The sequence below is a fragment of the Stenotrophomonas sp. B2 genome (assembly GCF_014947095.1).
GTDB lineage: Bacteria > Pseudomonadota > Gammaproteobacteria > Xanthomonadales > Xanthomonadaceae > Stenotrophomonas > Stenotrophomonas maltophilia_P.
Map to the genome: position 1 here is coordinate 71,444 of NZ_JADCQA010000002.1, position 13,434 is coordinate 84,877.

The window sequence follows — 13,434 nt, forward strand, 5'->3', positions numbered from 1 at the left end:
ACGGATACGACATCGCGACTGCGCACATCGCTCTGTTCAACTGTGTGAACTCCAGATTACTATCCACTTCCTCCTGAACTCACGGTTCAGGCGAAAGCGACTTCAGATCTGGCAACACAAGGAATAAAAGCGAGCATGAAGCTCCGTTCGAAAGGCGTGTCTACCACCGCCGCACTTCTGCTGCCCGTGCTGATGTCGGGCTTCCTCCTGGCACCTCCTGCGTCCGCGAAAAAGGCAACCAGGGTCTTCTATCAGAACAACAACGGGGACTCCGGAATCAAGGATCTGGACAAGATCACCGTTACCCATCTGCGTGGTCCATCAGTTGGCACTTCAGGTGTCATCTCGATTGGCATGGGGGTGTCCTACCACTCGGACGCGTCGATGCCCGCCAGGACAGCGGTGGAACAGGAAACCGACGATCGTCGTGATGACTGCGGCGAGCGCAAGGGCAACCCCGTCGTGCTCTACACCGGCAACAAGGTCGAAATCGAACGGGACTTCACCGTTGGTGGGGAGATGGGCCTGTACCTGGAGCGCACCTACAACCATCACTGGAGTGCTGCGGGCCTGTTTGGCAACCACTGGATCAGCAACTTCGACTACAGCATCGCATTCTCGAACGCGCAGAAGACGGCCTGGGCACAGCGGCCGGACGGTCGCAGGCTCAAGTTCGTCTGGAGCGAAGCGAACGGGCGCTGGAACGAGGATCGTGCCAAGCCGATCGCCTACCTGACAAAGAACAGCGATGGCAGCTTCACCCTGTACAACGAGGAGCTGGGCAGCGAGCGGTACGACGCCGCTGGATACATTACCGAGCTTCGCAATGAGCAGGGCGTCTTCTGGACATTCACGTACAGCGACAAGTATCTGCAGAAGGTTACGCATTCCTCCGGCCGCAGCATTCAATTCGTCTGGTCCAACGGATCGCTGACACAGGTCAAGGATCCTGCGGGCAACGTCTACCAGTACACCTATACCCCGAATGCGTTCGGCACGGGGCGTGCGCGTCTTGCCAGCGCAACCCTACCGGGTTCGCCGCAGACCACGATCAGCTACCACTACGAGGACGCGCGATATCCAGGTGGCTTCACCGGCAAGTCCTACAACGGCGTGCGCTACTCCACTTTCGCCTACGATGCCAACAGGCGAGCAACGCTCTCGGAACATGCTGGCGGCATCGAGCGGCATACCTTCAGTTACGCCATCGAGAGCAGCGCGCCGGTGGCGGCACCTCCAGCGCCAGTGCATCCAGGCGGTATCCGGGGCAACGAAGAGACGGGTTGGTGTGAGTACAGACCGGGCCAGGGCAATATCTGCATCCAGCCCCGGTCCTTGCCCGGTGGTCCTGTTCAAATCGCCGCCGACCCGAGCGCCCAAGGCGTGCTGTTGGCCGCCACCGGGGAGCGGACCCGTCCGGTCAAACTGAAGGTCAGCGAGACCAATCCACTCGGTCGCACGACAACGTATGCCTATGAGGACGGACGCCAGGTGTCGGTGACCGGCAACCGATCAACGACCTGTCCCGCCAGCTACAAGGAACGCACCTACGATGCCAATGGCAATCCTGACCTCGTTCACGACTTTGTCGACAACGTCACTGATTTTGATTACAGCCCCGATGGCAATCTGCTGAGGAAGGCCGAGGCCGTTGGCAGTGCTGCGGAACGTGTCACGCTCTATCAGTGGGACGCGGCGGGACGGCATCTGCTGAAGGAAACGCGGGTTGGCGATCGCGAGACCAGCTTCAGCTATGACAGTCGCGGTAATGTCAGCTCGGTCACGACACGAAATCTCAGTGCTGCCGGCGTCAATGGTCAGGCCAGAACCACTCAGTACACCTATACCTACCACGCCAATGGACTGACGGCTTCCGTCAAGGAAGATGGCCCCTTGGCGCAGGACGACATCACGTCCACCTTCAATGCGAAGGGAGATCTGTCCAGTGTCACCAACGCGTTGGGGCACAGGGTGACGTACGCCGCCTACAACGAACTGGGGCAGCCGGGCCGTATCACCGGACCCAATGGCGATGTCCGTGAAATCACCTATGACGCTCGCGGTCGTGTTCTGGTAGACCGGATCAACACAGGGTCCGGCTGGGCAACGACCACAACGACGTACAACGCGACGGGCGACATTGCCAGCATCACCACACCTGTGGGAATCAAGACGCTATACAGCTACGACGCTGGCCGGCGCCTGATGAGCGAAGTGCAGCCGATTGGGGACGGCAACTGGCTGTGGACGCGTCACACGTATGACACCGCATCCAATCGCACACGCACTGAAATCGCGCAGACGGACTATTCCAGCGACAGCGTTGTCAGGGGTGTAATCGACGAGGTCACCCACGACGCGCAATGGAACTGGTTCGTGCGAGGCTGGGCCTGCTCCTCGGGTTCGGCTTCGTCCATCCAGGTTGATGGCTATGCGGAGGGCGGAACCTATCTCGGCAGCGCACAGGCGAACCTTGCCAGCGAGAGCCAGGTAGCATCCGCGTGCCAGGCATCAGGAAATGCATATCGATTCCAGCTCCCCCTCACGCTGGAACAGCGCCAGCAGCTGGGTGGGAAAAAGATCACGCTCTACGGCCATTCTCCGCTGGGCGCGCAGTACAACCGAGCTCTGGACAACTCCAGCACCTTCTCCATTCCCACCGCGCACATCATCGGTGATGTTGCAGGGATCATGAATGATGGGAACTGGAACTATTCCGTGCAGGGATGGGCCTGCTCGGTAGGAGTCAACGCCGCAACCACGGTTCATGTCTACGCGGGTGGGCCTGCAGGGAGCGGCACCTACCTCGGCAGTGTGACCGGTATGTTGATCCCGAATGACGATGTGAAAGAGGCTTGCCAATCACAGGGCTCTTACTGGTTCGGACTTGCATTGGATGCAAATACACGAAGCGTTCATGGCGGCAAGCCGCTCTATGTTCATGGCATCTCTCCCTGGGGCGGCCCCAATCTGGCCATAAATCGGTCCGGTACGTTCACCGTTCCAACCATCTCGCGTACTGCTGAGCTGGTGCAGGCGTCAGCCGGCCCAGAGCACATCTTCAATGGTGAAACGTCCACGGTGACATTCCAGTTCCGGAACACCGGCAACGTCGTCTGGAACCCCGGTGACACCTACTTGGCGCTGACGACGTTGCGGACAAGTCAATCCGTGGGGCTCAACAATACGGTGGCTCCTGGTGCCGTCGCGACCTTCACCATCAACGTCTCGCCGGTCAACAGTGGCAGCGGAGTTGCCCAGTTCCAGTACTTCGGGCAGCTCGCATCCGGTGCAACCGTCTGGGGACCTAAGGGACAGGTAACGATCAGAGCCGAGAACCATACAGGAAGCTGCAACCTGATCTTCTGTGAGCAACCCCGCTAAGGAAAGCCAAGACCATGTCCACAATTGCTTTGGCCATGATGGGGCTCAACACCATCGTCTCGGCCGTGAACTACGACTACGACGAGCTGGGAAGGCTTGTCGCCGAGCGTAATGATCAGGGGCGCAATGTGCGCTATGCCTATGATCTGGAGGATCGGCTGGTGCAGACCACCGATTCCCAGAACCGGGTGAGCCGATACTCCTATGATCCACTGGGCCGATTGCTCGTACAGACGGATGCGAATGGCGGAACGACACGCTTTGCCTACGACAAGGGTGACCGGCTGGCATCTGTGACCGATCCCCGCGGCCTGGTAACGACCTACCAGACCGATGGATTTGGACAGCTATGGACGCAGAACAGTCCGGACACGGGTCGGACAGACCACGAGTACAACGCGGCGGGCCAGCGCATTGCGACGGTGTTGAACGACGGCAGCACTGTCGGTTACGGGTACGACGGGCTGGGCCGCTTGACCAGCCAGAATGCTGAGGGGCAGCAGCAGACCTACACGTACGACAACTGCGTGAACGGCAAGGGGCGTCTGTGTGCCCATTCGGCGCCAGGTGCGAGCGCGCGCTTCACGTACAACGCCGCAGGACAGCTGGTAAGCCGGACTGACCAGCTTTCGCAGGCGAACACCCTGAGTGAGGGAACTGTCAGCTACACCTATGACAGCATCGGGAGGAACAGCACCGTCACCTATCCCGATGGCACGCTCGCGAAGTACGTCTACAACAGTAGAGGCTTTCCGCAGTCCATGACCCTCACCAAGGGCACGGTGACGCAACAGATTGTTGGATCCAGCGTCTACTCGGCCCTGGGAGCGCGACAGCGCATGCCCTTTGGTAATGGCCTGGTGCGCAGCTACGCGTTCGATCAGGGCGGCCGCCTGGAGGCCCAGGCGGTGCGGAATCAGCAGACCACCGCTCTCAGCCGCACGTCATACCGCTACAACGGCGACAACGAGATCATCAAGATCAACGACGATGTGACGAGCAACCTCAGCCAGGTCCTGGGCTATGACGCACTGGGACGCCTGAGCACGCTGACACGAGCTGGCATCGCCTATACGCTTTCCCATGACGCGGGTGGGAACTACACCGCGCTCAACGCAAAAACAGAGGCGACCCGCTACGTCATCGACGCAAGCAGCAACCGGATGCTGCAGTTCATCAACCAGGATGGCACCCGTACGTATCAGTACGATGCGCTCGGCAACAGGATCAGCGAAACATCGGGCAGCCGCATCTCGACGTTCACCTACGGCCCGTTCAACCGGATGATTCAAAGCAACGTAGGCGGGCAACGAACGGACTATCTGCTCAATGCCCAAGGGCAGCGCGTGGGCAAGAGCAGCGCGAGCTCGACCAGTCGCTACTTCTATGCAGGTCAGAACCAGCTTCTGGCCGAACAGACCGGGAACACCTGGACGAACTACCTGTGGTTCGGTGGTGAGCTGGTTGGCATCGACAGGAAGGGGTCGGTGAACTTCGTTCACAACGACCATCTGGGGCGGCCGGAATATGCAACCAACAAGGCGCAGCAGGTGGTGTGGAAAGCGTACAACTATGCCTACGGGCGCAGCGTCCTGAAGGACGATATCGGTGGGCTCAACATTGGTTTCCCGGGGCAGTACTACGACAGTGAGAGTGGGCTCTGGTACAACGGATTCCGTGACTATGACGCGAGCGCTGGGCGTTATGTGCAGAGTGACCCGATTGGGTTGGCGGGGGGGATGAACACCTATGCCTATGCGGAGGGAAACCCAATCAGCGGCTTTGATCCGCTCGGACTCTGCAAAACGGACTACCTTGGAGCGGTGCTGGGGGTAGCCGATATGGTCGCAGGAGCCGGCGCCTTGGCTGCAGGTGGGGCAGACGCCATCATTGCGTCTATCGCCGGAAGCGAAGATGGCGGCCTTATAGGCTTATCTGTAGCTGCCCTTGGCCTTGCAACGTTTCACGACGGCGCCAACAACTTGGCGACAGCCTTCGACGGCAAACAGAGGACGCCAGCGTTGGAAAAAGTCGGTGGTGCGGTACTTGGCGCACACGGAGCTCAGATCGGACGATATGCGAGTGACTTCAACTCAGTCACAGGCCTGACTAAAGGAATCCGGAACATGCTACGAGGAAATGCTAAGTTGTCGGACGCGAACGAAGTCGCAAAAGGGATAAAAGATAACGTAACGGACCCTGCATCGCCCTGCGATTGTGGAAAGTAAAAATTATGAAAACACTTTTCTGGCTTGGCATGGCATTTCTATTGATGCTTCCGGTGAACTTCCTCGTGGTGACTATTGGCAGAATTCTGTCGGGCGAGGCCTGGGGAGAGAAGGACATGGTAGGTCTTGGCATGGCGATATTCGGAGTAGCGGCGGCCGTCATTCTGTATAGACGGCGCCCACTCGGAAGCTCTCGACGACAAGGCAATCGTTGACGCTGATTGTCAGTCGTCCGCTGTGTCGCCTTTTCCTTACGCCGCGTACCGGATGTATTGCTCGACGGCTCTCCAGCAGGCGCTGGCAGGACCACCGACCTGCCAGAACCTATCCGGCGATGTCCGTGATGCCTCACCCACCCCCAAACAACCTCTGCGCACTCTGGAACAGGATCCAGCTCGTCGCGATGAACTTGTCGCCGCCCTGCGGCCGATTGCCGCGATGGGTGTGGGTGAAGGCGGTCGGGGCGATCAGCAGGCTGCCGGTACGCGGTGCGATCTTGCGGCCCTGGAACAGGAACTCGGTTTCGCCTTCGTCGAATCCATCGTTGAGGTACAGCGTCCACAGTACATGCCGGTGCAGCGTTTCGGCCTGCGCATCCTTCGGGTACAGCTCGCAGTGCCAGTACGGGTAACCGCCCTCGCCTGCGGCATACCACTGCAGGTTGATCGCGCCCGGGCGCAGGCAGGTGCGCGCCAGGTCGGCCAGCTGCTGCTCCGGCATGTCGGGGAAGTCCTCGGCCGACAAGCGTCGCGGCTGACCGTCGCTGTCCTGGATCTGCAACATCAACGGTGCGATCAGCGCCTGTGGATAACGGCGTAGATAAGTCAGCAGGCCCTTGAACACGGCCTGCTGCAGCTGTACGTCGACGTCCTGCCAGCCCTCCAGGCCGCTGATGCGCAGGTCCTTGCTGTGCTTGAGTTCCGGGAACACGCCGCTGCCGATGGCACCTGGCATCAGCCCGCGGGTGGCACGCAGGCGCTCGACGATGGCAGCACAGACCTCCGTGGGCACCGCGTTGTGGATGACTTCGATGAAATCGACCGGGCCCTGCTCGTGCATGCGTGCATTCCTTCGGCGGCAATGGCTTGATGGTGCCGTTTGCCGCCGTCGGTGTCACCCCACGGTCATGTCATCGAACTGCCATGAGCGTGGCCGCAGTGCGCCGCTCAGGCCTGTGCGGCGTCGTGCTGGTGGTGGTAGCGCACCGCCTCGGCCACTTCCTCGCGCGAGCCGAGAAACACCGGCACGCGCTGGTGCAGCTGGTCGGGCTGGATGTCGAGGATACGCTCGCGGCCGGTCCAGGCGGCACCGCCGGCCTGCTCGACCAGCAGGCCCATCGGGTTGGCTTCGTACATCAGGCGCAGCTTGCCGGCCTTGGACGGATCCTTCCGGTCCCACGGATAGATGAAGATGCCACCGCGGGTCAGGATGCGATGCACATCGGCCACCATGCTGGCGATCCAGCGCATGTTGAAGTTCTTGCCACGCGCACCTTCCTTGCCGGCCAGCAGATCGCCGACATAGGCCTGCATCGGTGCTTCCCAGTGGCGCTGGTTGGACATGTTGATGGCGAATTCCTGGGTGGCCGCCGGAATCTGCATGTTCTCGGTGGTCAGCACGAACTCGCCCTTCTCGCGATCCAGGGTGAAGGCATGCGTTCCGTGGCCCACGGTGAGCACCAGCTGGGTGCTCGGCCCGTAGATGCAGTAGCCGGCCGCGATCTGCTTGCTGCCCGGCTGCAGGAACGCGTCATCGCCCGGCAGTTCGACGTTGGTCGGGCAGCGCAGCACCGAGAAGATGGTGCCGACGGAGACGTTGACGTCGATGTTGGAGCTGCCATCGAGGGGATCGAACAGCAGCAGGAAATCGCCACGCGGGTAGATGTCCGGCACCGGCTGGCTGTGGTCCATTTCCTCCGAGGCGCAGGCGGCGAGGTGGCCACCCCAGGCGTTGGCTTCGAGCAGGATCTCGTTGCTGATGACATCCAGCTTCTTCTGCGCCTCGCCCTGCACGTTGCCGGTACCGGCGTCGCCGAGCACGCCGCCGAGGGCGCCCTTGCTGACGGCGATGGAGATGCTGGTGCAGGCGCGGGCGACGACCGCGATCAGCTGACGCAGGTCGGCATTGATGCGGCCGGCGTGCTGTTCCTGGATCAGGAAGCGGGTCAACGAGGTACGGGACATGGGCGGACAGGTCTCGGCAGCGGGAAAACGCCTATTGTCGCCCGTCTGGCCGCTGCGTGCGTGAGCGCGGGAAGGCGTAATCGTTTCCAGATGCGCTCGTAGCGCCTTCCTTTTGTCGAGGCTCGTGGGAAGGGGAGGCGATGCAGGACACGCTGCAAAAACAAAGGCGCCTTCCGGCGCCTTTGTCTTCAAGCCACTGGAGCGTGGGTTCAGCCCTTGGCGACGGTGGCCACGGCCTTGGCGACATACTCCAGGTTGTTCTGGTTCAGCGCGGCCACGCAAATGCGGCCAGTGCCGACGGCGTAGATGCCGAACTCGTCGCGCAGGCGCTCGACCTGCTCGCGGCTCAGGCCGGAGTAGGAGAACATGCCCGCCTGCTCGTTGATGAAACCGAACTGCGGGGCGCCGGCGGCCGCCAGCTTCTCGACCAGGCCCTGACGCAGCGCGTGGATGCGTTCGCGCATCTCGGTCAGCTCCTGCTCCCACATCGCACGCAGTTCCGGGTTGGTCAGTACACCGGCCACCAGCGCTGCACCGTGGGTGGAGGGGCTGGAGTAGATGGTGCGGATCACGCGCTTGACCTGCGACTGCACGGCCTTGGCATCGGCGGCGGTCGGCGCCACCATCGACAGTGCACCCACGCGCTCGCCGTACAGCGAGAACGACTTGGAGTACGAGTTGGCGACGATGAAGCTGTCGATACCGGCTTCGGCGATGATGCGCACGGCGGCGCCATCCTGCTCGATGCCCTTGTCGAAGCCCTGGTAGGCCATGTCGATGAAGGGGAACAGCTGGCGGTCCTTGAGCAGCTGCGCGACCTGCGTCCACTGCGTGACCGTGAGGTCGGCACCGGTCGGATTGTGGCAGCAGGCGTGCAGCAGCACCACGCTGCCCGGCTGCAGCTTCTGCAGGTCGGCCAGCATGCCGTCGAAGTCGACACCGTGGGTCGCGGGATCGAAATAGGTGTAATCCACTACCTCGAAGCCGGCGGCACTGAACACCGCGCGGTGGTTTTCCCAGCTCGGGTTGCTCAGCGCGACGGTGGCGTGCGGCAGCAGCTTCTTGAGCACGTCGGCGCCGACGCGCAGCGCACCGCTGCCACCGACGGTCTGTGCGGTGGTGACGCGGCCTGCGGCCAGCAGCGGCGAATCCTTGCCGAACACCAGCTCACGCGTCGCCTGCGTGTACGCCGGAAGGCCGTCGATCGGCAGGTAGCCGCGCGGTTTGGCTTCGGCGGCGAGCTGCTGCTCGATCTGCTTGACGGCGCGCAGCAGCGGAATGCGGCCGCTCTCGTCGTAGTAGATGCCCACACCCAGGTTGACCTTGGTCGGGCGGCTGTCGGCGTTGTATGCCTCGGTCAGGCCCAGGATCGGGTCGCCTGGGACCAGTTCCACGTTTGCAAAGAAGGACACGGCGGTACTCGTTCGGTAGACGGAAAGGGGGGAGGAATTGCGCCACGCGGCTTGCGGCATTTCGGCCGAAACCGGCCCATCGTAACAAAGCCTGCCGGGGCTGGCCGCCACCATCGTCATCCGCGGACCCGTACCATGGCGTGCGTTGCCGACCGATCCATCAACCTGAATCATGAATCCTGCCCCACGCCGCAATCGCCTGCCCCTGTCTGCCCTGCTGCTGTCGCCGCTGGTCGCGATGGCGGAGCCGTCCACGACCGCCCTGCCCCCGGTGCAGGTGCAGGCAGCCCGTGTGCAGGGGATCGATCCGTTCGCCCTGCCCGCCAGCCAGGACACGGTCTGGATCGATGCTGACCGCGCCGGCACCGGGGCGCAGCTGTCCGAAGCATTGGGCGGGGTGCCGGGCCTGCTGGCCCGAGACCGGCAGAACTTCGCGCAGGACACCCAGCTGTCGATCCGGGGCTTTGGCGCCCGCTCGACGTTCGGCGTACGCGGGGTACGCGTGCTGATCGACGGTGTGCCGGCAACCATGCCCGATGGGCAGGGCCAGCTGTCGCACGCCAGCCTGCTGGGTGCCGAACGCGTGGAGGTGCTGCGTGGACCGTTCTCGGCGCTGTACGGCAATTCCTCCGGTGGCGTGCTGCAGGTGTGGAGCGCGCAGGGCCGGGCGGGCGACCCGTGGCGGCTGCGGCTCAGCGCGGGCGCGGACACGACCCTGAGCGTGGGTGCGCAGCTGCGCGGCGCGGGTCAGGTGCTGGACTACAACATCGCGGCCAACCACTTCCGTACCGATGGCTGGCGCGACCACAGCCGTGCCCGGCGCGAATCGCTCAACGCCCGCGTCGGCGGCGAACTGGCAGGCGGGCGGCTGGAGCTGCTGCTCAACGCGCTGGATGCGCCCGATGCGCAGGATCCGCTGGGTCTGACCCGCGCGCAGGTCGCGGCCGACCCGCGCCAGGCCACCGCCGTCGCTCATCAGTACAACACCCGCAAATCAGTGCGCCAGCAGCAGGCCGGCCTGCGCTGGAGCCGCGAGGCCGGCGCGCAGCGGTGGCAGCTGATGGGCTATGCCGGCCAGCGCTCGGTCACCCAGTATCTGGCGATCCCGCCGACGGCCCAGGCCAACCCGTTGCATGCCGGCGGTGTGATCGACCTGGACAGTGGTTATGGCGGCCTGGACGCGCGCTGGAGCTGGCAGGGCGAGGTGGCCGGCCGACCGCTGGACCTGGTCGCCGGGCTCAGTGCGGACCGCCAGCGCCAGCAGCGCACCGGCTACGAGAACTTCGTCGGCAGCACGCTGGGCGTGCGCGGGCGCCTGCGCCGCGACCAGATCGACATCGTGCAGAACGTAGACCAGTTCGCCCAGGCCTGGTGGCAGTGGAGCCCGCGCTGGTCGCTGCTGGCCGGCGTGCGGCACAGTGCCGTGCGCTTCGAATCTGACGACCGCTACATCACCGACCGCAACCCGGACGACAGCGGCCACCGCCGCTACCGGGCCACCACACCCGTGGCCGGGATCAGCTTTGAAGCCCACCCGCAGTGGCGCCTGCATGCCGCCGTGGGCCGTGGCTTCGAGACACCGACCTTCAATGAACTGGGCTATCGCGCCGACGGCCAGGCCGGGCTGGCGCTGGATCTGGCGGCGGCGCGCAGCCGCACGCTGGAGATCGGCAGCAAATGGCATGCACAGGATGGAATGCAGCTGGATGCAAGCCTGTTCCGCGCAGATACCGACGACGAGCTGGCCGTTGCCAGCAATATCGGTGGCCGCAGCACCTACCGCAACATCGGCCGTACGCGGCGCCAGGGCATCGAACTGCAGTACCGGCAGCCGCTGGCCGAGCAGCTGGAACTGCAGTTGGCCTGGACCTGGCTGCAGGCACAGGTGCGGTCGCCGTATCTGACCTGTGCCGGCAGTGGCTGCCGTGTGCCCGATACCCGCGTGGATGCCGGCAGCCGCCTGCCAGGTGTTCCGCGCCAGCAGGCCTTTGCCCGCCTGCAGTGGACCCCCGCGGACTGGCAGTGGGCGGTGGAAGCCACCGCGAGCAGCGATACCGTGGTGAACGACCTGGCCGACGAACGCGCGCCGGGTTACGCCCTGCTGCATCTGGAAGGGGGCCGCCAGTGGCGGCTGCCCGGAGGCGAGCTGCGTGCCTTCGCCCGGTTGGAGAACGTGCTTGACCAGGCCTACATCGGCTCGGTCATCGTCAACGATGGCAATGGCCGCTACTACGAGCCCGGCCCGGGCCGCCGCGCCAGTGTCGGCCTGCAGTGGTCATGGCGCTGACCTGACCGGCGGCGCCTGCGGGACGTCAGTCGGGCGCCTTGGCCGGCACGAACGGTGACGTCGGGTCGCTCGCCGGGAACGTTTCCTCCAGCGCCTCGTCCTGGTTGTCGCTGGCGTGCTGCTTGCGTTCGCGTCGCTTGAGCGGGCTCTCCTGCCCTCCCCGATGGCGGTCGCCGCCGTCCTTGCGGTCCAGCGCGGCCTGTTCAGCCTCGCGCTTCACCGGCAGATGCTCGCCGGACTGTGCGGCGTCGAAGAAGGGCGCGCCCGTGCCACGGAAGTCGGCATCATCGCTGTCGTGCTTGCCGCGCTGCTCGCCGGGAATTGGCGCACGGTTCTCGCGGAGCGGGTCTCGGGAGGTCTCTCGGCTCATGATCAGGTACCTGCGCATGGGGAGGACCACTACACCGCCACTGAGGTAAAGGCACCGCGAACCCTGCGTCATGAACATCTCTGTCACGGCTGGATAACGCTGCCGCCGGTATTCCTGCCCACCCGACCCGCTGCAGGAGCCGGTCATGCCCCGCCTGGAACGCCCCGCCCCGTCCGTGTTCAACGCCCTGCTCGATCCGCTCGGCCAGCGCACCGCGCAGCGCCGGACGCGTCGCCACGAAGATCCGCAGGCCGTGGCCCAGGATTACCTCCAGTACATGCTCAGCGATTACGAGGAACGCCGTGGTCACGGTCATCGCAACTGGCGTGACCTGTGCCCGGTGTATGCCTTCGCACTGACCACACATGCGGCGGACTGGCCGCGTGGGGATGCGGCCGATACCTGCGAGGAGCTGGCCGAGCATTGGGAACAGATGCGAGGGCAGTCGCGGCTGGGCTGGTCGCAGGCGCGGCCGGTGGTGGAAGACGCATGGCGCGCGCTGGATCATATTCCGGCAGCGGCGGTAAGACCCCTGCTGCAGTGACCTGGCCGGGATGCTGCGCGCCTACCCGGCGTGCACGGCATCGACACGGGTGGTTTACACCCGGCACCGGAAGCTGACGGTCCTGCTCAAGCACAGGTGCGCGCATGGCCCGCCCGATCTGGACCGGAACACTCTCCTTCGGCCTGCTCAACGTGCCGGTGTCGCTGATGTCCGGCGAACGCAAGGTCGATCTGCAGTTCCGCATGCTCGATTCGCGCGACCGCAAACCGATTCGTTTCGAACGGGTCAACGCCGATACCGGTGAGGAAGTTCCGTGGAAGGACATCGTCAAGGCCTACGAGTACGACAAGGGCAGCTATGTCGTGCTGGAGGACGGCGACATCCGATCGGCGGCGCCCGAAAGCCATGAGACCGTGGAGGTGGAGACCTTCGTGGACGCGGCGCAGATCGATCCGCGCTACTACGAAAAGCCCTATCTGCTGGTGCCGGGCAAGAAGGCCGAGAAGGGCTATGTACTGCTGCGCGAGACGCTGCGCAGTACCGGCAAGGTCGGCATCGCACGGGTGGTCGTGCGTACCCGCGAGTATCTGTGCGCGGTGATGCCGCACGAGCACGCCCTGGTGCTGATGATCCTCCGCTATCCGCAGGAGCTTGTCGATCCGGAGGACCTCAAGCTGCCCACCGGCACCCTGTCCGAGTACCGCATCACCGGCAAGGAAACGGCGATGGCCGAGCAGCTGATCGAGTCGATGGCTGGCGACTGGGATCCGTCGCAGTATCACGACGAGTTCCGCGAGCGCCTGCAGCAGGTGCTCAACAAACGGATCAAGGCCAAAGGGGGCACCACCCGGGTGGACGAAGAGCCTGCACCGCGCGAGGACGCCACCACCAACGTGGTCGATTTCATGGCCCTGTTGCAGAAGAGCCTGGATGCGAACAAGCGAACCCCCGCGGGCAAGACGGCCGCGCGCAAGGCGCCGGCGAAGAAGGCGGCCGGCAAGACAGGCAGGAAGACCGCGAAGAAGGCAGCGAAGAAGGCAGCGCCACGGCGCAAGGCGGGGTGAT

General features: G+C 63.9%; 9 protein-coding genes. 5 read left to right on the forward strand and 4 right to left on the reverse strand.

The genetic code is table 11. The features are described from left to right. Positions 1–135: 135 nt before the first annotated feature. Positions 136–3,384, forward strand: coding sequence for a DUF6531 domain-containing protein (locus IMX13_RS02380; RefSeq protein ID WP_193395679.1), 3,249 nt, complete (start codon positions 136–138; stop codon positions 3,382–3,384). A 14-nt stretch (positions 3,385–3,398) separates the two neighbouring features. Then, positions 3,399–5,612, forward strand: a complete 2,214-nt coding sequence (locus IMX13_RS02385) for an RHS repeat protein (RefSeq protein WP_193395680.1) — start codon at positions 3,399–3,401, stop codon at positions 5,610–5,612. Between the two features lie 348 nt (positions 5,613–5,960). Here the strand turns inward: IMX13_RS02385 and IMX13_RS02390 are convergent, their stop codons facing one another. The 3 genes from IMX13_RS02390 to IMX13_RS02400 form a co-directional block, all read right to left on the reverse strand. Next, positions 5,961–6,671 (reverse strand): 2OG-Fe(II) oxygenase, encoded by a 711-nt coding sequence (locus tag IMX13_RS02390; RefSeq protein WP_193395681.1) that lies wholly within the window; start codon positions 6,669–6,671, stop codon positions 5,961–5,963. Between the two features lie 107 nt (positions 6,672–6,778). Further along, positions 6,779–7,795, reverse strand: a complete 1,017-nt coding sequence (locus IMX13_RS02395; RefSeq protein ID WP_053516088.1) for a class 1 fructose-bisphosphatase — start codon at positions 7,793–7,795, stop codon at positions 6,779–6,781. A 209-nt stretch (positions 7,796–8,004) separates the two neighbouring features. Further along, positions 8,005–9,207 (reverse strand): amino acid aminotransferase, encoded by a 1,203-nt coding sequence (locus tag IMX13_RS02400; protein WP_053516086.1) that lies wholly within the window; start codon positions 9,205–9,207, stop codon positions 8,005–8,007. A gap of 172 nt (positions 9,208–9,379) precedes the next feature. Here IMX13_RS02400 and IMX13_RS02405 point away from each other — a divergent pair, with 172 nt between their 5' ends. Then, positions 9,380–11,494 (forward strand): TonB-dependent receptor, encoded by a 2,115-nt coding sequence (locus tag IMX13_RS02405; RefSeq protein ID WP_128987640.1) that lies wholly within the window; start codon positions 9,380–9,382, stop codon positions 11,492–11,494. A 25-nt stretch (positions 11,495–11,519) separates the two neighbouring features. On the opposite strand, the gene IMX13_RS02410 is transcribed toward IMX13_RS02405, so the two are convergent. Further along, positions 11,520–11,864, reverse strand: a complete 345-nt coding sequence (locus tag IMX13_RS02410) for a hypothetical protein (RefSeq protein ID WP_053516103.1) — start codon at positions 11,862–11,864, stop codon at positions 11,520–11,522. 145 nt (positions 11,865–12,009) lie between these two features. On the opposite strand from IMX13_RS02410, the gene IMX13_RS02415 reads away from it, so the two are divergent. After that, positions 12,010–12,408 carry a hypothetical protein gene (locus tag IMX13_RS02415; protein ID WP_053516083.1) on the forward strand — a complete coding sequence of 133 codons (399 nt, stop codon included), beginning with the start codon at positions 12,010–12,012 and terminating at the stop codon, positions 12,406–12,408. A 104-nt stretch (positions 12,409–12,512) separates the two neighbouring features. After that, entirely contained in the window at positions 12,513–13,433 is a 921-nt protein-coding gene (locus IMX13_RS02420) for a Ku protein (RefSeq protein WP_111187086.1), read from the forward strand. Position 13,434 lies beyond the last annotated feature (1 nt).